The 19426-nt window shown below is 59.4% G+C and carries 19 protein-coding genes; 7 read left to right on the forward strand and 12 right to left on the reverse strand.

The window, feature by feature from the left end; all coding sequences use genetic code 11:
* Positions 1–44: 44 nt before the first annotated feature.
* The 5 genes from OE750_RS10385 to lepA form a co-directional block, all read right to left on the reverse strand.
* Positions 45–554 carry an alkylphosphonate utilization protein gene (locus OE750_RS10385; protein WP_263764116.1) on the reverse strand — a complete coding sequence of 170 codons (510 nt, stop codon included), beginning with the start codon at positions 552–554 and terminating at the stop codon, positions 45–47.
* 55 nt (positions 555–609) lie between these two features.
* A complete protein-coding gene (locus tag OE750_RS10390) occupies positions 610–795 on the reverse strand; it encodes a CTP synthetase (RefSeq protein ID WP_263764117.1) in 186 nt (61 codons plus the stop codon).
* A gap of 85 nt (positions 796–880) precedes the next feature.
* A complete protein-coding gene (locus OE750_RS10395; protein WP_263764118.1) occupies positions 881–1195 on the reverse strand; it encodes a TraR/DksA family transcriptional regulator in 315 nt (104 codons plus the stop codon).
* Positions 1196–1376: 181 nt separating this feature from the next.
* Positions 1377–1988: a hypothetical protein gene (locus tag OE750_RS10400; RefSeq protein ID WP_263764119.1), complete on the reverse strand. Its 612-nt coding sequence runs from the start codon at positions 1986–1988 to the stop codon at positions 1377–1379.
* Between the two features lie 135 nt (positions 1989–2123).
* Positions 2124–3923 (reverse strand): translation elongation factor 4, encoded by a 1800-nt coding sequence (gene lepA / locus OE750_RS10405; RefSeq protein ID WP_263764120.1) that lies wholly within the window; start codon positions 3921–3923, stop codon positions 2124–2126.
* A gap of 291 nt (positions 3924–4214) precedes the next feature.
* Between lepA and OE750_RS10410 the strand changes: the two genes are divergently transcribed.
* Positions 4215–4565, forward strand: a complete 351-nt coding sequence (locus OE750_RS10410) for an arginine transporter (RefSeq protein WP_263764121.1) — start codon at positions 4215–4217, stop codon at positions 4563–4565.
* A gap of 1 nt (position 4566) precedes the next feature.
* Here the strand turns inward: OE750_RS10410 and hisD are convergent, their stop codons facing one another.
* Positions 4567–5868 (reverse strand): histidinol dehydrogenase, encoded by a 1302-nt coding sequence (gene hisD / locus OE750_RS10415; protein ID WP_263764122.1) that lies wholly within the window; start codon positions 5866–5868, stop codon positions 4567–4569.
* A 138-nt stretch (positions 5869–6006) separates the two neighbouring features.
* Positions 6007–6981: a methylmalonyl Co-A mutase-associated GTPase MeaB gene (gene meaB, locus OE750_RS10420; RefSeq protein ID WP_263764259.1), complete on the reverse strand. Its 975-nt coding sequence runs from the start codon at positions 6979–6981 to the stop codon at positions 6007–6009.
* Between the two features lie 61 nt (positions 6982–7042).
* Here meaB and hrpB point away from each other — a divergent pair, with 61 nt between their 5' ends.
* The 3 genes from hrpB to OE750_RS10435 all read left to right on the forward strand — a co-directional run bounded on the left by hrpB (position 7043) and on the right by OE750_RS10435 (position 11598).
* Positions 7043–9466: an ATP-dependent helicase HrpB gene (gene hrpB / locus OE750_RS10425; RefSeq protein WP_263764124.1), complete on the forward strand. Its 2424-nt coding sequence runs from the start codon at positions 7043–7045 to the stop codon at positions 9464–9466.
* A gap of 95 nt (positions 9467–9561) precedes the next feature.
* Complete coding sequence (locus OE750_RS10430) at positions 9562–10026, forward strand: NUDIX hydrolase (RefSeq protein WP_263764125.1); 465 nt, start codon at positions 9562–9564, stop codon at positions 10024–10026.
* A gap of 84 nt (positions 10027–10110) precedes the next feature.
* Complete coding sequence (locus OE750_RS10435; protein WP_263764126.1) at positions 10111–11598, forward strand: inorganic phosphate transporter; 1488 nt, start codon at positions 10111–10113, stop codon at positions 11596–11598.
* On the opposite strand, the gene gndA is transcribed toward OE750_RS10435, so the two are convergent.
* The 3 genes from gndA to OE750_RS10450 all read right to left on the reverse strand — a co-directional run bounded on the left by gndA (position 11595) and on the right by OE750_RS10450 (position 15286).
* Positions 11595–12998 (reverse strand): NADP-dependent phosphogluconate dehydrogenase, encoded by a 1404-nt coding sequence (gene gndA / locus OE750_RS10440; RefSeq protein WP_263764127.1) that lies wholly within the window; start codon positions 12996–12998, stop codon positions 11595–11597. The two genes, OE750_RS10435 and gndA, sit on opposite strands and share 4 nt — an antisense overlap.
* Before the next feature lie 168 nt (positions 12999–13166).
* Positions 13167–14093 carry an ornithine carbamoyltransferase gene (argF, locus tag OE750_RS10445; RefSeq protein ID WP_263764128.1) on the reverse strand — a complete coding sequence of 309 codons (927 nt, stop codon included), beginning with the start codon at positions 14091–14093 and terminating at the stop codon, positions 13167–13169.
* Positions 14090–15286, reverse strand: coding sequence for an aspartate aminotransferase family protein (locus OE750_RS10450; RefSeq protein ID WP_263764129.1), 1197 nt, complete (start codon positions 15284–15286; stop codon positions 14090–14092). The genes argF and OE750_RS10450 overlap by 4 nt, the downstream gene beginning before the upstream one ends.
* Before the next feature lie 242 nt (positions 15287–15528).
* Here OE750_RS10450 and OE750_RS10455 point away from each other — a divergent pair, with 242 nt between their 5' ends.
* From OE750_RS10455 to OE750_RS10465, 3 genes are all read left to right on the forward strand, one after another.
* Complete coding sequence (locus tag OE750_RS10455) at positions 15529–16428, forward strand: DMT family transporter (protein ID WP_263764130.1); 900 nt, start codon at positions 15529–15531, stop codon at positions 16426–16428.
* 102 nt (positions 16429–16530) lie between these two features.
* Positions 16531–17130 carry a GcrA family cell cycle regulator gene (locus OE750_RS10460; protein WP_263764131.1) on the forward strand — a complete coding sequence of 200 codons (600 nt, stop codon included), beginning with the start codon at positions 16531–16533 and terminating at the stop codon, positions 17128–17130.
* A gap of 113 nt (positions 17131–17243) precedes the next feature.
* Positions 17244–17960 carry an NAD(P)-binding domain-containing protein gene (locus OE750_RS10465; protein ID WP_263764132.1) on the forward strand — a complete coding sequence of 239 codons (717 nt, stop codon included), beginning with the start codon at positions 17244–17246 and terminating at the stop codon, positions 17958–17960.
* Here the strand turns inward: OE750_RS10465 and OE750_RS10470 are convergent.
* Positions 17935–18564 (reverse strand): sugar transferase, encoded by a 630-nt coding sequence (locus OE750_RS10470; protein WP_318527996.1) that lies wholly within the window; start codon positions 18562–18564, stop codon positions 17935–17937. The genes OE750_RS10465 and OE750_RS10470 overlap by 26 nt on opposite strands.
* A complete protein-coding gene (locus OE750_RS10475) occupies positions 18561–19343 on the reverse strand; it encodes an NAD-dependent epimerase/dehydratase family protein (protein ID WP_263764261.1) in 783 nt (260 codons plus the stop codon). Before OE750_RS10475 ends, OE750_RS10470 begins: the two co-directional genes overlap by 4 nt.
* Between the last annotated feature and the right edge of the window lie 83 nt (positions 19344–19426).

Raw genomic sequence — 19426 nt, forward strand, 5'->3', positions numbered from 1 at the left:
TTCTGACCCAGCTTTAACGAAGGTCGCACCGAGGGAAAAGCCGCTTACTTCTTCTTTACATACTGCGTGAGAATAACAATGCGCTGGCCCTCAACGCGGCCTTCGATGTGCTCGGGGTTGTCAGCCACAAGGCTGATACCGCGCACGGCCGTGCCGCGCTTGGCGGTGAACCCCCCGCCTTTAACGGGCAAATCCTTGATCAGAACGACAGTATCACCCTGCGAAAGCGACACACCGTTGGAGTCCTTGTGCGCGCTCTCGGCAGCGACATTATCCGCCCAGGCCTGCGTCTCTTCATCAAGGTAAAGCTGCTCTGCCAAATCCTGCGCCCAGCCCTCGGCACTCAGCCGCTTGAGCATCCGCGCAGCAATCACTTGCACCGCAGGCTCCTCGCTCCACATCGCCGAAGCCAGCCCGCGCCAGTGGTTGGCCTCCGGCTCGCCGGCGATCTGCTCGGCACAAACAGCACAGACCATCGCCTGCGCGCCATGCGGCCCGCCCTCGACATCAACGGCAATCAAATCAACATCGGCAGAGCATAGCGGGCAAGTCATGGGGCAATCCTTAAGTTGGTTTGCCCCGCCTTACAGGCTCTCGCGGGCAATGTCTTCAGCTGTTCTCATAAACCGCTTTGGCCACATACCATGTCACCGGAATTGACACGACAAAGCCCAGAAGCGCCGAAAGCAGAACAGGCTGGAGCGTATCATAGCCCATTGTCAGGGCCGCAACCATTGCAACGCCAGCAAGCGTTGTGCCGATGAACAAATGAAATATTAGCGCGATACGAAGCATAGCTGTCCCTTTCCGTGGCATAGCAATTAACGTGACTCTAGGCGCAGCCCGACGCGCGGTCTTTGATCTGGGTCAGATATCCGCGCTACTTGGCGCAAGCGGCACAGAGCGGCGTCGCAGGCAAAAGCGCAAGCCGCGCCTCGGCAATCTCGCCACCGCATTTCTGGCACTCGCCATATGTGCCGGCTTTCACACGGTCCAGAGCCGCATCAATCCGGCGCACCTCGGCCAACTCCTGCGCGCCGAGAGCTTCAAGCACCTCGTCGCCCTGCCGCTCGGCAGAACGGTCTTCCCAGTCTTTCGAGGGCGGCTCGTCAAGCGCATCCTCAACCTCTTCCAAATGGGCCGTAAGCTCCGCCCGCCGCGCCAGAAGAGTTTGTTTTGCTTGTTCAATGTCCATCAGAAGGCCTCCCATCGGGTTTCAGCAAACAGGGTGTGCCAGAATGAAGCCACGCGCTTTGATTTGGGTCAAGGAGGAGAGTTTGCAGAGCAGCGCACCCGAACCGAGGGGCAGGAAGCGAAGCGCCCGCCCCGTGGGGGCGGTTCGGGCGCTGCCAAATCAGAGATTTGGCATTTAGCGGTTAAAGTTTACCAAGTTCTTCCATCAACTTATCGTAGTGCGGATCATCTTGCTTCAACTGGAATAGGCCCAAATCCTCGGCAGAAAAAGAAGTGAAACTATAACCGATATCCTGCCTCATTCGCTTTAACACTAAGGCTGCTGCCGCAATGGCCGGTGCCAGTTTTACTGCCAGTTCTTCATCCTCAATAGTTGTTGCAGAAAAATCATTGAGAATGCGCCGAAATCTTGCGTAGGCATCTATAACAGCGTCAGACCCCCATAAAACCAGTTCTTTTTGGAAAGTGTAAATTTCTTTAGCCATCCATCTAGGTTCGTTCGGCTTATCAATTACAACTGAGTTACCCATTGCAGAAAAGTAGAAATCAAAGAACCGCTCATAGACTTTAATTTTCTCTATGTTAATTCTAGATTTTCGTTCGCGCTCTTGTTCAAAAATTCGCCCAACAAGCAACGTAAACACACCAACAAACGCAGCAATCGCTGCAGCTTTCACTGTGTCAGTTGCTTCTGAGAACACGTCCCAAATGATTGGCAGCACACAATAGGTCGTGATGCCAAGAAGAAGAAGCACCCCCCCTCTAACAATGAATAATTTTGCCCTTTTCAACATACTACCCTTGAACCTTTTTCAGACTAGTTGGCCATCCGTCTTCAACACCAAACCCACTGCGCTCCACCAGCGCCGAGCGGTCACGCGCACCGCATGGCTATACGCTGCCTCCCACCGTCACTCAAAACAAAAAGCTTAGCTGTCCATCTTCAGCGCCGAAATAAACGCTTCTTGCGGGATATCCACTTTCCCGAACTGGCGCATTTTCTTCTTACCGGCTTTCTGCTTGTCGAGCAGCTTGCGCTTGCGTGAGGCGTCCCCGCCGTAGCACTTGGCCGTCACGTCCTTGCGCATCGCCGACAGCGTTTCGCGGGCAATCACCTTGCCCCCAATCGCCGCCTGAATCGGGATTTTGAACATGTGCCGCGGGATCAGGTCTTTGAGCTTCTCCACCATAGCCCGCCCGCGCATATCGGCGCGGTCGCGGTGCACCATGGTGCTCAAGGCGTCCACAGGCTCGTCGTTCACCAGAATAGACATCTTCACCAAGTGGTCCTGACGGTAGCCCATCATCTGATAGTCAAACGAGGCATAGCCCTTGGTCACGCTCTTCAAGCGGTCGTAAAAATCAAACACAACCTCGTTGAGCGGCAGGTCATACACAACCATGGCACGGCTGCCCGCATAGGTCAGGTCCATCTGGATACCACGGCGGTCCTGGCAAAGTTTCAGCACGTCACCCAAGTATTCATCAGGCACCAGAATGGTCGCCTTGATGCGCGGCTCTTCCAAGTGGTCCACCACAGACAGGTCGGGCATGTCAGCAGGGTTGTGCAGCTCGGCCATGCTGCCGTCTTTCATGTAAACATGGTAAATAACGCTCGGCGCGGTGGTGATCAGCTCGATGTCATACTCGCGCTCGATACGGTCGCGGATCACCTCAAGGTGCAACAGCCCGAGGAAGCCACAGCGAAAGCCAAAGCCCAGCGCGGCAGATGTTTCCATCTCGTAGCTGAAGCTCGCATCATTCAGAGCCAGCTTCTCGATCGCGTCGCGCAGGTCTTCAAATTCGGCACTGTCCACAGGGAACAAGCCACAGAAAACAACAGGCACAGACGGCTTGAAGCCCGGCAGCGCCTTTTCGGTTGGCCGCTTGTCATGGGTAATCGTGTCGCCCACCTTGGTGTCGCGCACCTGCTTGATGCTCGCGGTGAGAAAGCCGATTTCCCCCGGTCCAAGCTCGTCCACAGGCTGCATCGCCGGGCGGAACACGCCGATGCGGTCCACATGATGCTTGGAGCCGTTCTGCATCATGGTGATGGTATCGCCCTTTTTGAGCACCCCGTCCATGATCCGCACCAGAACAATCACGCCAAGGTAACTGTCATACCAACTGTCCACCAACATGGCCTTGAGCGGCGCCGCACGGTCGCCCTTGGGCGCGGGCAAACGATGCACCACAGCCTCAAGCGTCTCCTTGATGCCAACGCCCGTCTTCGCCGAAACCTGAATAGCGCCGGAAGCGTCAATCCCGATCACATCTTCGATCTGCTCGGCCACACGGTCACATTCGCTCGCGGGCAGGTCGATCTTGTTGAGCACAGGCACAATCTCGTGGTCCGCATCAATCGCCTGATACACGTTGGCCAGCGTCTGCGCCTCAACACCTTGGGTGGAGTCAACAACAAGCAAAGAGCCCTCAACCGCCCGCATCGAGCGCGAGACTTCATAGGCAAAGTCCACGTGGCCGGGCGTGTCGATCAGATTGAGAACATATTCCTCACCGTTCTGCGCCGTATACTCAATACGCACGGTGTTGGCCTTAATGGTAATCCCACGCTCGCGCTCGATGTCCATCGCATCCAGCATCTGCTCCTTCATATCCCGAGCAGCGACTGTATTCGTCTCCTGAATAAGCCGGTCGGCAAGCGTGGATTTCCCGTGGTCAATATGCGCCACGATCGAGAAATTGCGTATGTGAGCTAGGTCTGTCATGGATTGGGATATGATGTGGAATTCAAGCCCCGTCAAGCTAAGTTACCAAGGCTTGTGCGCCTGTTTGGCAGCAAAATCCTCTCTTCGTTTGCTTTCCCTGATAAACCCCCTTCCTCTTTCCAAAAATATCCAAATCCGACAGCACACCCACAAACCAGCCCTCTCCAGCGGAGCGCCCCGCGAAAGCCACAACCAAAGCGCAAGACCTCACGCGCTTGTCATTGAAAATCGGCGCAACTTCGGCCATAACAGGGCAAAACGGGCAGCATAGCCCAAATGAGAGCAGTAACCATGACCAAATTTTTCGCCCTGGCCTCCCTTGTCTTCCTCGTTGCCTGTGGCGGCGGTGGCTACAAATCCGCCGACCGCTATGCCCGCGTCTCAGCCCCGAGCACAGCGTCCGGCCCCATTTCCCGCGCGTGCATGGCCTCCGATCGCAAGGCCCGCTCTTCACAACTTTGCGGCTGCATTCAAGCGGTAGCCAACATGAGCCTTTCAAGCCGTGACCAGTCCCTCGCAGCGTCATTCTATCGTGATCCGCAAAAAGCGCAGGACATCCGCCAGTCCGACAATCCAAACAATGAGCGTTTCTGGAAAAAATACCGCGAATATGCGGACACCTCCGAACAAATCTGCGGCTAGGCTACCCCACCGCCAGCCGCTTCTTTGGCACCAAGCCGTCAAGCCTCAGCTCTGCCGCCCGGGCGTGTCCTTCCATGCCTTCGTGGCGCGAAATACGCGCTGTCACCCGCGCCAGCTCGGGCAACGCTTCGCCGTCCACACGTTGCCACGTCACGGTTTTCAAAAACTTATGGACAGACAGCCCCCCCGTGTAGCGTGCAGCCCCCGAGGTGGGCAGCGTGTGGTTCGGCCCTGCCGCCTTGTCACCAAAGCTCACAGTCGTCTCTGCCCCCAAAAACAGCGAGCCATAGCAGGTCAGCGCCCCCGCCCACCAGTCCAGATCAGCGGCCTGCACATGCAAATGCTCTGGCCCATAGCGGTTTGAAACCCCGGCCATTTCGCCGCGCGATCCGCACAAAATCACCTCGCCCAAATCACGCCAGGCCGCACTTGCCGCCGCGCTGTTTACAGGCGGCAACTCTGCAATCAACTCAGGCACGAGCCTCATAACATCCCGCGCCAAAGCCTCGCAGTCTGTCACAAGCCACACTGGCGAATTGTCTCCATGCTCTGCCTGCGAAACAAGATCCCAAGCCACCGTATAAGCATCAGCGCTTGCATCCGCGATCACCATACTGTCAGTCGGCCCCGCAAACATATCAATCCCGACAGGTCCGAACATCTGCCGCTTGGCCTCGGCCACATAAGCGTTTCCCGGCCCGATCAAAATATCGGCAGGCACGGCGCCAAACAGCCCGCCCGCCATAGCGGCAATGCCCTGCACACCACCCATAGCAAGGATACGGTCCGCACCTGCAAGCTGCATCGCATACAAAATCGCGGGGTGTATCCCTTGCGTAGGCTTGGGCGGCGAACAGGCCGTGATATGCGCCACACCCGCAACCTTCGCTGTGGTGATCGTCATCAAAGCACTGGCAATATGCGCATAGCGCCCACCGGGCACATAAGCCCCGGCTGCTCTCAAAGGAATAAGCTTCTGCCCCGCAAAAAGCCCTGGCCGCAGTTCCACTTCCATTTCACTCACAGTCGCAAGCTGCGCCTCGGCAAAACGGCAGATATTCTCATGCGCCCAAGCTATATCATCCTTCAGGCCCTGCGGAACCGAGCGCACCGCCTCTGCAACGGCCCCTTCACTCACAACAACGTCACCGTCCCAGCCATCAAGCCGCTGGGCATAGTCGCGCGCAGCACCCTCGCCACCGGCCTTGATCCGCGCCAGCATCACCGAAACCGTATCGGCCACATCAGCTCCGGCCTCGGCCCCGGCAGCTTTGTTGGATGATTTGAGATAACGGATGGTCATAGCTTCGCTCCTGTCACAGAGCGACATTTCAGCTCGTCCCGACCTCACAAATCAAGTGTCACACGGCGCAAGCAGCCAAAGCCGCCGCCTTTTTTCGTACCGCAAAAACCCGTGTTCATGCTTTCTGAAAACCCGGGGTTAACCGCCCAACTTTTCCAACGCCTCGGCAGCGGCAGCGGAGGGCGTGATCTCTCCCGTCTCAACCTGTGCAGCCAGCGCATCCATAACTGCGCGCATGTCACCCGTCTGTAACCGCGCCAGAAGCCCTTGGCGCACATCTTCCGCAAACCAGTGCCGCGCCTGTCGCGCGCGGGTGGCGTCAAAATGCCCGTTCGCCTGCCGCCAGCCGGAAAGCTCCTGCATCGCAGCCCAAGCCTCTGCCAGCCCGTGCTCCTCAACCGCCGAAACAGTCATCGCCTTGGGGTAACCCTCAGGGTCTTGCGCCCGCTTGCGCAAGAGCCGCAAAGCCCCCGAATAATCCGCACAGGTCCGCGTTGCCGCGGCCTTGAGGTCGCCATCCGCCTTATTCACAAGTATCAGATCGGCCATTTCCATAATGCCCCGCTTCACCCCTTGAAGCTCGTCGCCCCCCGCCGGAGCAAGCAGAAGCACAAACAAATCCGACATCTCGGCAACAACTGTCTCCGACTGGCCCACACCCACAGTTTCGATCAAAACCACATCAAATCCCGCCGCCTCGCAGAGCGCCACAGCTTCCCGTGTGCGCCGTGCCACACCACCAAGCTGCGTCTGGCTCGGAGAGGGGCGGATAAAGGCGTTCCGCTCACGGCTCAGATGCTCCATCCGCGTCTTATCGCCCAGAATAGAGCCGCCCGAGCGCGCCGAACTCGGATCAACCGCCAGCACAGCCACACGCAGCCCCGCCTTCACAAGCATGAGGCCAAAACTCTCGATAAACGTCGACTTGCCCACACCGGGCGTGCCCGACAGCCCGATGCGCAAGGCCTGCCGCCCCGCCCCTTTCAGCCGCTCCAATAAGTCACGCGCCTGCTCTCGGTGGTCTTCGCGGCCACTCTCCACAAGCGTAATCGCCCGCGCCAAAGCCCGCCTATCTCCGCCGATAATCTTTTCTGCGATCGCCTCAATATCCATGGTGCAAGATATGCCCTCTTTGCCGCTTGATTGTCCAGCCCGCGCCATGCTCCATAGGCTCATGCAAACACTGCCCATCCACGAGGCGCTCCCCGCCCTGCTCGCCGCGTTCAACAGCGGCACACGTGCCGTGCTCCAAGCCCCCCCGGGAGCAGGCAAAACAACAGTTGTGCCTCTCGCGCTCCTGCAATCCGGCAACGTTACAGGCCGCATCCTCATGCTCGAGCCCCGCCGCCTCGCCGCGCGCTCCGCCGCCGAATATATGGCCGGCACGCTGGGCGAGAATGTCGGCCAAACCGTCGGCTACCGCATCCGTGGTGAAAGCAAAACAAGTAAGCAAACCCGCGTCGAAGTGGTGACAGAAGGCATCCTCACCCGCATGTTGCAGTCCGATCCCGAGTTGTCAGGCATCGGCATGGTGATCTTTGATGAGTTCCACGAGCGCTCCCTCAACGCCGATCTGGGCCTCGCCCTCTGCCTCGAAATTTCCGATGCCCTGCGCGACGATCTCAAACTACTCGTCATGTCCGCCACGCTTGATGCCGCCCCCGTGGCCGAGCTCATGGGCGCAGCACCCGTGGTCACATCCGAAGGCCGCAGCTTTCCCGTTGAAACCCGCTGGCTTGAGAAGCCCCTCTCCAAAGGCGCGCGCATTGCCGAGGCCATGGCCGCGCAAATTCTTGCAGTGCTGCCCGAGACGGAGGGGGGGGTGCTCGCCTTCCTCCCCGGCGAAGGCGAAATCCGTCGCGCCGCCGCCCTCCTGGAAAAGGGTGTGCCCGAAGGCACCGCAGTGCACATGCTCTTCGGCGCGCTCCCCTTCAAAGATCAACAAGCCGCCATCCGCCCGGCCAAGTCGGGCCGCAAAATCGTGCTGGCAACTTCCATCGCCGAAACATCCCTCACGATTGAGGATGTCCGTGTGGTTCTCGATGCCGGCCTCGCCCGCCGCGCGCGCTATGATGCAGGCTCGGGCCTCTCGCGGCTGGTCACGGAAAAGGTCTCCCGCGCCGAGGCCACACAGCGCCAAGGCCGCGCAGGCCGTGTGGCGAAAGGAACCTGCTATCGCCTCTGGACACGCGGCGAGGAAGGCGCGCTGCCCGCCTTCGCTCCCGCCGAAATAGAAGTCGCCGATCTGGCCCCTTTCGCGCTGGAACTTGCCCTCTGGGGCAGCGCCGACCTTCCCCTGCTCACCGCTCCGCCCGAAGGCACATTGGCCGAGGCCCGCAGCCTCCTGCTCGCTCTCGGCGCGCTTGATCAAGAGCATCGCATCACCCCCCATGGGCGTGTGCTTGCTGCCCTGCCCGTGCACCCACGGCTTGGCCATATGCTCGCACTCGCAGGTAAAAATGCCGCCAATATTGCTGCGCTCCTAAGCGAGCGCGACATCCTCAAAGCCGCCCCAGCCGACCTTTCCCTTCGTCTCAAAGCGCTGGAAAACCCGCACGCCGTTCCGCACCAAATCAATCACGCCGCCCTCGCCCAAGTGCGCCAAGAGGCCAAGCGCCTCGCCCGCACCGCGCCTGATACCGCAAGCCGGCTCACCCCCGCCCAAATGGCCGCGCAGGCATATCCCGACCGCATAGCACTTCGTCGGGCAGGTGACGCGCCCCGCTTCCTCACCTCGGGCGGCAAAGGCACATACATTTCCGATGAAGACCCGCTGGCAAGCGCCCGCCTCCTCGTTGTCACCGATACCGATGGCCACCCACGCGAAGCCCGTATCCGTGCCGCGCTGCAAATATCTGAATCCGAGCTGCGCGAGGTCTTCGCGGATGACATCACGTGGCAAACATCCTGCCACTGGTCCCGCCGCGAGCGCCGCGTGCTGGCGGCCGAGGAAGAGCGCTTCGGCCAGATCGCCCTGCAATCCCGTAAATGGAATGATGCCCCCGAAGAGGCCATCTCTACCGCTATGTGCGAGGGCGTCCGCGAGCTTGGCCTCAAGCCCTCCCCTGCCGCCGAGCGCCTGCGCGCCCGTGTTGCGCTCATGTCTCAAGCTGGCCATGACATGCCCGACATGTCCGATGATGCCCTTCTCGGCACACTTGAAACATGGCTTGCCCCCTACATCACAGGCATCAAAACCGATACACAATGGAAGGCATTTGATATCCACGCGCCGCTGCAAGCCCTGCTCACCTATGAGCAAACGCAGCTTCTCGCACAGCACGCCCCCGCGCATTTCACCACACCTCTGGGCCGCCAGATTCCGATTGATTATTCTGGCGAAGACCCCGAAATCTCGCTGCGTATCCAGGAAATGTTCGGCCAGAAAACGCACCCGACTGTCGCAGGCAAGCCCTTGCGCGTCACGCTCCTCTCGCCCGCCCAGCGCCCCGTGCAAACCACAATGGATATCCCCGCCTTCTGGGACACATCCTACTCCGACGTCCGCAAAGACATGCGCGGCCGCTATCCCCGCCACCCCTGGCCGGAAGACCCGCGCAAAGCCGATCCGACTTTACGCACAAAGCGCCGCTCATAAGCGTTCTTTCGCGCCAGTCCTTTGCAATCACAAAGAAAACCACTATATATACTTTAATAATATATAAAAAAATGTGGCAGATAGTCAGTAAACCTATGAACCAGCCTTTCAAAAAAGCTTGGGAAGAGATCCTAAGCCCCTTCCTGCGCCGCCCGAAGCGGCTGCAAGTTGCCGCCCTATGCTACAAACCGCTTGAAAACAGCGATGACAAGGAAATCCTCCTCGTCACCTCGCGTGACACTGGCCGCTGGATCATCCCCAAAGGTTGGCCGATTGATGGCAAAAACGCCCCCGAAGCCGCCTTGCAGGAAGCTTGGGAAGAGGCTGGCGTGCGCAAAGGCAAGGTCACAGGCAAAGCTCTGGGCCTCTACAACTACGACAAAGAGCTGAAAGGTGGCCTGCCCGTCGCCGTTGAAACACTGGTCTTCCCCGTGCAAGTCACCGAAATGCGCGATGAATACCCCGAAGCCTCCCAGCGCACCCGCAAATGGGTCAGCCCTGCGGAAGCGGCAAACATGGTGCGAGAGCCACAACTTCAAGATATGCTCCTCGCTTTGTAACGGTTTTACATCAGTTTTATGACAAATTGATTGAATTACCCCCCAACCTTGGCTAACCGAGCAGGCGACGCCAAGGGGGGCATGATGACAGATTTCAACAAGCACGACGCAGATCACCTCGAAACACTCGACCGCGACCTGCACCGCCTGTCCTACCTCGAAAACGCAACCCAATATGTCTCCCGTCCCATGGTCGGGCCGGGCATTGCGCTGGCCTTCATGGTGCTCGCAGGTCTCTCCGCAGCAATCTTCTTCGGCTTCGAGCCGCAAAACTACGTGGTTATCCTCGCGGCTGTCTTCGGTGCGTATATGGCGCTCAACATCGGCGCAAACGACGTCGCCAACAATATGGGCCCCGCCGTCGGCGCCAACGCCCTCACCCTTGGCGGCGCCATCGCCATCGCCGTGGTGTTTGAAAGCGCAGGCGCGCTGCTCGCGGGCGGCGATGTGGTTTCAACCATCTCCAAAGGCATCATTGCCCCTTCCACCATGGCTTCCAGCGATGTGTTCATCTGGGCCATGATGGCCGCGCTCATCTCGGCCGCGCTCTGGGTCAATCTCGCCACATGGATCGGCGCGCCCGTCTCTACAACCCACTCAGTCGTCGGTGGTGTTATGGGTGCAGGCATCGCCGCCGCAGGCTTTGCCGCCGTCAACTGGCCTACCATGAGCGCAATCGCTGCCAGCTGGGTCATCTCCCCTGTACTCGGCGGAGCCATCGCCGCCGCCTTTCTCGCGCTCATCAAGTCACGGGTCATCTATCAGGATGACAAAATCGCCGCCGCCCGCGTTTGGGTTCCAATTCTCGTGGGCATCATGGCAGGTGCTTTTGCCTCCTATCTCTCGCTCAAGGGCCTCAAACATGTGATGGATATCACTTTGCCCATGGCCCTGCTCATCGGGCTCGTCCTCGGCGTTATCGCCTGGGTCACAACAATTCCGCTCATCCGCCGTCAGGCCGAGGGCCTCGAGAACCGCAACAAATCGCTCAAAACCCTGTTCGGTATCCCGCTGGTGATATCGGCAGCCCTCCTCAGCTTTGCTCATGGCGCCAACGATGTCGCCAATGCCGTCGGCCCCCTCGCCGCCATCGTCCACGCCGCCGAGTTCGGCAGCTTCGCCGACAAAGTCGCCATCCCGATGTGGGTCATGATCATCGGCGCCTTCGGCATCAGCTTCGGCCTCTTCCTCTTCGGTCCGAAACTTATCCGCATGGTCGGAAGCCAGATCACCAAGCTCAACCCGATGCGCGCCTATTGCGTCTCGCTGTCGGCAGCCATCACCGTCATCGTGGCAAGCTGGCTCGGCCTGCCTGTGTCTTCCACGCACATCGCTGTGGGTGCAGTCTTCGGTGTTGGCTTTTACCGCGAATGGGACGCGGCCCACCGTATGCGCACAAGTTCCCAAGCCCTCCCGGAAGAGCTTCGCATCGCCCCCGAAGAGCGCCGCCGCCGTAAACTGGTGCGCCGTTCGCACTTCATGACAATCATCGCGGCATGGGTCATCACAGTTCCCGCTGCAGCGGTCATGTCGGGGCTGATCTTCTACATCCTGAGCGCAGTTGTGAGTTAAGCCTCACTCTCCCACCAAGGCCCATGATGCCTACCCTCTTGGTCAAGTCGCTCAAAGCCGTGCTGACCAAAGAAATCCCGCTGCGCCTGAATGATATTTGCCGTGCCACTGCCCTGCCGCATACTGTCATAAAACCCGACAGCACCCGTCAAAGCTGGTGCCGCGTGCCCGCCACTGAGAGCCGCCCCCGCAACCGCGCGCAAACCAGGCATCGCGCCTTTCAACTTACCCGCAATCTTCGGCGCTTCAAGCAACTGCCTCACGCCGCTATGCGCGGTATAAGCTTCAGCTATATCGTCCAACAGCGCCGAGCGGATAATACACCCCGCGCGCCATATCTGCGCAATTCTCGCAAAATCCAACGGCCAGTCATACGCCTCTGCCGCCTGCTGCAAAATGCGAAATCCCTGAGCATATCCCAGTATCCGCCCCGCCATCAGCGCCTGTTCAACCTGCTCAAGGCTCACGGAAACGGCCTCGCGCTGCGCGCCATATTGCGCCGCCAACCGCTCTCGCAAATCCTTCTCCGATGACCAGCTCCGCGCAGCAACCGCTGCTTCAATCATGCTCGCGCTCTGCCCCATCTGAAGCGCCTCAATCACAGTCCAGCGCCCTGTGCCTTTCTGCCCCGCCGTATCGCGAATGAGGTCCACAAATAACACATCACCGTCCTCGTAGCTCAGGATTTCCCCGGTGATTTCCATAAGATACGAACGCAACGGCCCCTTGTTCCAAGCCTCAAACTGCGCACCGATATCGCCTGCCCGCATTCCCAGCCCAAAGCGCATGATCGCATAGGCTTCCGCAATCATCTGCATATCGGCATATTCAATCCCGTTGTGCACGGTTTTAACAAAATGTCCGGCCCCGTCAGGCCCCAGATGCGCCACACAAGGGTCGCCCTCATAGCGCGCCGCAATCGCCCGCAACATAGGCTCAAGCTGCTCCCACGAATGCGCAGTGCCTCCCACCATCATGGAAGGCCCGTGCCGTGCCCCCTTCTCGCCGCCCGAAACACCCATGCCGACAAAATGCAGATCGACCTCGGCCAAAGCCGCCGCCCGCCGCCGCGTGTCGTGAAAGTTGGCATTGCCCCCGTCAATGATCGTGTCACCGGCTTGAAGCAAAGGCGCCACCATTTCGATCATCGCATCCATAGGCGTGCCCGACGGGATCATAAACAAAATCACCCGGGGCGTCTTCAGCCCAACGATAAAATCCGCCAGCGCCTCATGCCCATGCAGCTTCCCTGCAAGCGCATCAGCTTCGCGCATAATATCAAAAATCTCGTCTGCATCGCGGTTTGTTACCGCAACATCAAAGCCCTTTTCGGCCAGGTTCAGCGCCAATGCGCTTCCCATCGTGCCAAGCCCGTAAATCCCGATATCTGCGCGCACCATGTCAGCTCTCCCGTTTGCGCAAACACAGTAGAACACCCGGACCCAAGCGCAAGCAGAGTAGTCAAATGCCCTCTACCCTTTCTTATTGCCGAAAATATCCTAGGGGGTCCGGGGGACCAGTCCCCCGGCAATCTAACAAGCCTGCGCGCCGTCAGGCGCTCCTTCAGATCAGACGCCCAAACACCAGCGCACGACAGCCTTCTGCGCGTGCAAACGGTTCTCGGCCTCGTCAAAGATAACCGAATTGGGTCCGTCCATCACAGCGCTCGTTGCCTCGTCCTCGCGGTGCGCAGGCAGGCAATGCATAAACAGTGCATCCGGCTTGGCCGCGCGCATCAGCTCCTCGTTCACCTGATAGGGCCGCAGCATATTGTGCCGCCGCTCTTTTGTGCTCTGCCCGTCATGCATACTCACCCAAGTGTCCGTCACCACAAGATCGGCTCCTTCAACGGCCTTTTTCGCGTCCCGTTCGATGCTCACGCTCACACCCGCTTTGCGCGCAAGCCCGATAAACTCGTCCTCGGGGTCAAGCTGGCTCGGACCTGCAAAAACCATGTCGAAACCAAACTGCCCCGCCGCGTGTAAAAAGCTCGCGCAGACATTGTTTCCGTCGCCACACCAAACAACCTTCTTGCCCTTTATAGAGCCGCGATGCTCCTCATAGGTCAGCACATCCGCCATGATCTGGCAGGGATGAGTGCGGTCCGTCAGCCCGTTGATCACCGGCACAGTGGCATGTTCCGCCATCTCCAGAAGCACGCTTTCGTCAAACGTGCGGATCATGATCAGGTCGACATAACGGCTCAAAACCTTGGCAGTGTCGGCAATCGTCTCGCCGTGTCCAAGCTGCATCTCGCTGCCCGTCAGAAGCATGGTCTGCCCGCCCATCTGGCGCACACCCACATCAAAACTCACCCGCGTCCGCGTGCTCGGCTTTTCAAAGATCAGCGCAACCATATGGCCTTCCAGAGGGCGCTCGTCGTCAAGCTCGCCCTTGGGCCGCCCTGCACGCGCCACTTTCATAGCCGCTGCCTGGTCAATCATCCCGCGCAAGTCATCCTTGCTCGTCTTATGAATATCGAGAAAATGGTTCATGATTTCAGTCCTTCGCTGATGGCGCCTGCTGCCGTGTCCAAGCGGTCAACCGCCTCTGCAATGTCCTCTTCCGAAATGGTGAGCGCCGGCAAAATCCGCACAACATTATCCGCCGCAGGCACAGAAAGCACACCTGCGTCATAGCCCGCTTTCACAAAGTCTGCTGGCGCGACCTTGCACTTGAGCCCAAGAATAAGTCCCGTTCCGCGCACCTCTTCAAACACATCGGGATGCGCTGCAACCAGCCCTTCGAGCTTCTGCCGCATCCCGCCTGCACGGGCATTCACACTTGCCAGAAAGTCAGGATCAGAAACAATCTCCATCACCCTGAGCCCGACGGCACAGCCCAAAGGGTTGCCCCCGTAGGTGCTGCCATGCGTGCCCGCCACCATACCGCTCGCAGCCTCGGCCTTGGCCAGAACACACCCAAGCGGAAAGCCCCCGCCAATACCCTTGGCCACCATCATAATGTCAGGCGTAATTCCCGCCCATTCATGCGCAAAAAGCTTGCCCGTCCGGCCAACACCGCACTGAACTTCGTCCAGAACAAGCAGCGCGCCGACGTCATCGCAAATCTCGCGAATGGCCCTAAGGTCGGCATCTGGCAAAACCCGGATGCCACCTTCACCCTGAACAGGCTCAAGCATCACAGCGGCAGTGCTGTCGCTCACCGCCTCACGCAGCGCGTCAATATCGCCCCACTCAAGGTGGGTAAATCCGCCCAGCAAAGGGCCAAAACCCTTGGTCATTTTCTCGCTGCCCGCCGCGGCCATAGCTGCCGAGGAACGCCCGTGAAACGAGCCGCTAAACGTGATGATTTCAACGCGCTCGGGCTGGCCCTTCTCGTACCAATACTTCCGCACCATTTTCACAGCCAGCTCGCAAGCTTCCGTGCCCGAATTGGTAAAGAAAACCGTGTCCGCAAAGGTCTCTTCCACCAGCTTGTCCGCCAAGGCTTGCTGTTGCGGAATTTCGTAGAGATTGGAGAGGTGCCAGATCTTGCCCGCCTGCTCGGTGAGAGCCTCAACCAGCTGAGGGTTCGCATGGCCCAGTGCATTCACAGCAATGCCCGCCCCAAGGTCCAGAAAGCGTCGCCCGTCCGCTTCCGTGAGCCAGCTCCCCTCGCCCTTAACAAAGCTCAAAGGCGCACGGTTATAGGTTGGCAAAATAGAAGGGATCGCGGAAGAGGTCATAGTCCTGTCCTTTATAAGAAGCCCGATAAGTGCCGAAGCAGGCGGGCATAGTCAACATTATGTGAGAAAAGAGCGCCTCAAGGCCGCGCCCATAGCCGTGCTATCGCCGAGCTTAAGCTCGTCGGCGTCGTGAGAAGAAAGAGATCACAGCGTTGCACATGCCGTATCGTTAGCAGCGCTCCGCACCCAAGGAAAGCAAAAACAGCTTGCCCCCGTGCCACAGTTCTCTATCGCTTGGCATCATGAAAGCTCTCGCCCTCCCCAACGCGCGCCGCGCCGTCATCCTCATGCTCACCGCGACGTTCTTCATTGCGTCCTCCACGCTGATGGCAAAACTTGCCTCCGATCCGCGTTTCGGCCCGCCCCTACACCCCCTACAAATCAGCCATGGCCGCTTTGTCTTTGCCTTTCTGCTCATTTCCTCCCTGGTCCTTGCCACCCGCCAGCGCATCGTGCAGCCAAACCTAAAGCTCCATGCCGCGCGCTCCTTTGTCGGCTGGAGCGGCATCACGCTGATGTTCACCGCCATCGCCTTTATCCCAATGGCCGATGCCACAGCGATCAGCTTTCTCAACCCTGTTTTCGCCATGGTTTTCGCCATTCCCCTGCTCGGTGAAAAAGTCGGCCCCATTCGCTGGAGCGCCGCCGCCATCGCATTTTGCGGCGCGCTTATCCTCCTGCGCCCTTCGCCTGCCAGCTTCGAATTCGGCGCGCTCTTCGCCCTTGCCGCAGCCATATTCATGGGGCTTGAAGTTATTTTCATCAAACGCCTCGCCAGCGCCGAGCAGCCCATGCAAATCCTCTTCGTCAACAATACAATGGGCCTCGCCATAGCCAGCCTCGCGGTGCTTCCGGTCTGGCATATGCCAACGGCGGCGCAATGGCTCGTCCTCGCGGGGGTCGGCTCGGCCATGGCCTGCGCGCAATTCTTCTACGTCAGCGCCATGGCACGGGCCGAAGCAAGCTATATCGCGCCCTTTGCCTTCACTACGCTCATCTTCGCAGCCGCCTATGATGCAGCCCTGTTCAACGCATGGCCCGATGCCGTCACGGCCCTCGGCGCATTGGTTATTCTGTCTGGCGCAGGCCTCCTTGCGTGGCGCGAAAGCCAACTCAAACCCGCAGCATCATCTCCGGAGTGATTCTGCACCTTGTATCCGCGCTCACGATGCTTAGAATAGGGAACTGATCAGATTTTTGGCCCGCACGCGTGCGCAAGCCCCTCCCAACCTCAAGGAAACCGCATGTCCTGGACAGACGACCGCGTAGAAGTATTGAAAAAGATGTGGGGCGAAGGCCAGTCAGCCAGCCAGATCGCCAAAGAGCTTGGCGGCGTCACCCGCAACGCGGTGATCGGCAAGGTTCATCGCCTCGGCCTGTCCAACCGCACCACAACCGGCGCGGCCAAAACCGATGCAAAACCAAGCACAGCCGCGCCGAAAAAGCCGTCAAAGCCCAAGGCCGCGCCCGCTGCGAAAAAGCCCAAAGTAGCCGAAACTGCGCCGGTCGAGGCCAGCAGCGAGCCCGAAGTCGAACCCAAGCCCATTCCCAAAAGCGCCGCGCGCCGCGCGATCATTCCTGCAGGGCAGCCGCTTCCACCGCAACCCTCCAACAACGAGATCAGCGCCGAAGCGCTCGCAAAAGTCAGCGAAGTCGAGAAGAAGGCCAAGCGCCTCACCCTCATGGAGCTCACCGAGCGCACCTGCAAATGGCCCGTGGGCGACCCTGCCACCGATGATTTCTGGTTCTGCGGCCTGCCCACACAGTCAGGCAAACCCTATTGCGAAGCACATGTTGGCGTGGCCTTCCAGCCCATGTCTTCGCGCCGCGATCGCAAACGCTGATCCGCTCATTGTTCTTTCTGTAAGCATCCAAAGCCCGCGCCCTTAACCTGCGCGGGCTTTTGCATTTCCGCACGCCCCCCGCCACAGGCACAAAAGCTTCAAAGGAGAGCCTCATGAACCTCGGATTTATCGGCACAGGAACCATTGCAACAGCCGTGGTCCACGCCCTCGCCCCTTTGGGCCACAAAATCGCAGTGTCAGAACGTTCCGCCAGTAACGCCACAGCCCTCAATGCAGCCTATTCAAACGTCTCTGTGGCCGATAACGCAGGTGTCACAGCCGTCGCCGATGTGCTCTTCCTCGGCCTCATGCCCGATACCGCACGCGAAGCGCTCCCCGCACTCCCATTCCGCAAAGGTCAGCGCATCATTTCTTTCATCGCCGACCTGCCGCTTACCGACGTTCAGGCGCTCGTCGCGCCCGCTCAAGCGGTCAGCCTCGTGCTCCCCTTCCCCGCCATAGAGCATACCCGCTCGCCGCTCGTAGCCTTCCCGCACTCTGATCTCGTCACCGAAATCTTCGCCGCGCATGATGTCTTTGCGATGGAAAGCGAGGCCGAGTTCAATGCCATACTCGCCGCCCAAGCTGTGCTCTCTCCCGTGGTGCAAATGTTGCTCACAGCGTCCGATTGGGCCGCAACCCAAGGCGCTGATGCCACCAAAACTCAAGATTTTCTACGCAGCCTCATCGCGTCCAATCTCTCGGCAAGCCAGCTCACGCCCTTGTTGCAATCTCTCGGCACGACAGGCGGCTACAATGCCCGCCTGCACAGCCATATGAGCGAGGCAGGCAGCTTCACCGCCCTCAGTCGCGGGCTTTCCGCGCTCTGAGTGGAACGCGCCTGAACACAGTCGCAACCATCAGCTGCAAATCGTAACACAAACTCCGCTCCCGGGCATAAATCATGTCAATCCGCGCCTTCACGGGCACACAACGGCGCACATAAACGGCCTCTGTTTCCTCAGGCGTCCCGCATCCGGCCAAAAGAGCCTCCTCACGGCGGTGAAACGCCAGCGTTGCCAGCCCCGTCACCCCGGGCCGCGCCTTCAGCACCTCGCCGTAAAGCGCCGGAAACATCTCGACATAGCGCCGCAGCGGCGGGCGCGGGCCGACAAAGCTGATATCCCCGCGCAATATGTTCCAGAGTTGGGGCAATTCATCCAGCCGCGTGCGCCGCAAAAACCGCCCTATACCCGTAATCCGCCCCGCCTTGTCCCCCCCCGAAACGCCTTCGTTTGCCACAGCCGCGCTCATGGTGCGAAACTTCCAAAGCTGGAACGGCTCATTCACACCGCGCATCCGCTCGGCCACATAGAACACGCCGCCCCCGTCACCCAGCTTGATCAGCGCAGCAATCACCAGCGCCAGAGGCCACAAGAAAAACGCCAGCAGCAGCGCCAGAACAAGGTCCATCCCCCGCTTGCTCACGCTCATGCCCAGCCCCCGAACCGCCGCCAGCTTTCAACAAGCGCCACAGCGCTGACTTCCGGCAGCGCCACGATCCCGCTCAAAGCACTCACGTCCAGTTCCACCTTCTGCACAGCCCCCGCCCGCTGCGGGATCCAGCGCACAGTCGTACCTGCAGCCTCGCAAATCTCGTTCATGGCAGCCACACTCGGCTGCGCCACATTCAGCACAGCGGGCAAATCGGCCAAAGGCAGCGTCAACAATGCCTCCAGAACCCGTGCAAACTCGGGCACACCGATATAGCTTCGGAGCGGTCCCTGCCCGTCATCAAAACGGTCAATCTCGGGCACTCGCCCCTCCGCAAGGGTGCGGAAAATACTGTCGCACCCCGCCACATTGGCCAGCCGCAAAACACAGTTGCGTGGCCTATCCCCGAACAGCGCAATCCGCGCTTCCATATCTGCCTTCGCTTGCCCGTATGCCCCCATTGGTTGCATCGGCGCAGTCTCATTCAAAACACCTTCACCCGCGCCATACACAGCCGCGCTCGACAGATGCAGAACACGCGCCGCTCCGGCCGCCTTTGCCAATACACGCGCCGCCTCGGCCAAAGCCACATTGCGCGCCAATGCGTCCGAATCGCCATGTGTCACCCCCCAAAGCGCAACAACGGCCGCCGCCTCGGGAACAGGCCTGTCCAAATCCTCCCGTCCAAGCCAGATACACTCCAGCCCATCAGCCGGACACGCACTCCAAAACCGCTGTAAAGCACTGCCAAGCTTGCCATTTTTTCCAAGGATCAGCACAGTCTTCAAAAAATACCCTCCTTTGGTTATTAGGCCTTTCTAGCACTCCATATAGCGTGTAAACAGACCCGAGCACCTAAATT

Origin of the sequence: Lentibacter sp. XHP0401, from assembly GCF_025751535.1 — a bacterium.
Taxonomy (GTDB): domain Bacteria; phylum Pseudomonadota; class Alphaproteobacteria; order Rhodobacterales; family Rhodobacteraceae; genus Lentibacter.

What these genes read in the sequence shown, in the direction of transcription:
- OE750_RS10385 (WP_263764116.1), bottom strand. Translation starts at nt 554, where the DNA reads ATGACTTGCCCGCTATGCTCTGCCGATGTTGATTTGATTGCCGTTGAT.
- OE750_RS10390 (WP_263764117.1), bottom strand. Translation starts at nt 795, where the DNA reads ATGCTTCGTATCGCGCTAATATTTCATTTGTTCATCGGCACAACGCTT.
- OE750_RS10395 (WP_263764118.1), bottom strand. Translation starts at nt 1,195, where the DNA reads ATGGACATTGAACAAGCAAAACAAACTCTTCTGGCGCGGCGGGCGGAG.
- OE750_RS10400 (WP_263764119.1), bottom strand. Translation starts at nt 1,988, where the DNA reads ATGTTGAAAAGGGCAAAATTATTCATTGTTAGAGGGGGGGTGCTTCTT.
- lepA (WP_263764120.1), bottom strand. Translation starts at nt 3,923, where the DNA reads ATGACAGACCTAGCTCACATACGCAATTTCTCGATCGTGGCGCATATT.
- OE750_RS10410 (WP_263764121.1), top strand. Translation starts at nt 4,215, where the DNA reads ATGACCAAATTTTTCGCCCTGGCCTCCCTTGTCTTCCTCGTTGCCTGT.
- hisD (WP_263764122.1), bottom strand. Translation starts at nt 5,868, where the DNA reads ATGACCATCCGTTATCTCAAATCATCCAACAAAGCTGCCGGGGCCGAG.
- meaB (WP_263764259.1), bottom strand. Translation starts at nt 6,981, where the DNA reads ATGGATATTGAGGCGATCGCAGAAAAGATTATCGGCGGAGATAGGCGG.
- hrpB (WP_263764124.1), top strand. Translation starts at nt 7,043, where the DNA reads ATGCAAACACTGCCCATCCACGAGGCGCTCCCCGCCCTGCTCGCCGCG.
- OE750_RS10430 (WP_263764125.1), top strand. Translation starts at nt 9,562, where the DNA reads ATGAACCAGCCTTTCAAAAAAGCTTGGGAAGAGATCCTAAGCCCCTTC.
- OE750_RS10435 (WP_263764126.1), top strand. Translation starts at nt 10,111, where the DNA reads ATGACAGATTTCAACAAGCACGACGCAGATCACCTCGAAACACTCGAC.
- gndA (WP_263764127.1), bottom strand. Translation starts at nt 12,998, where the DNA reads ATGGTGCGCGCAGATATCGGGATTTACGGGCTTGGCACGATGGGAAGC.
- argF (WP_263764128.1), bottom strand. Translation starts at nt 14,093, where the DNA reads ATGAACCATTTTCTCGATATTCATAAGACGAGCAAGGATGACTTGCGC.
- OE750_RS10450 (WP_263764129.1), bottom strand. Translation starts at nt 15,286, where the DNA reads ATGACCTCTTCCGCGATCCCTTCTATTTTGCCAACCTATAACCGTGCG.
- OE750_RS10455 (WP_263764130.1), top strand. Translation starts at nt 15,529, where the DNA reads ATGAAAGCTCTCGCCCTCCCCAACGCGCGCCGCGCCGTCATCCTCATG.
- OE750_RS10460 (WP_263764131.1), top strand. Translation starts at nt 16,531, where the DNA reads ATGTCCTGGACAGACGACCGCGTAGAAGTATTGAAAAAGATGTGGGGC.
- OE750_RS10465 (WP_263764132.1), top strand. Translation starts at nt 17,244, where the DNA reads ATGAACCTCGGATTTATCGGCACAGGAACCATTGCAACAGCCGTGGTC.
- OE750_RS10470 (WP_318527996.1), bottom strand. Translation starts at nt 18,564, where the DNA reads ATGAGCGTGAGCAAGCGGGGGATGGACCTTGTTCTGGCGCTGCTGCTG.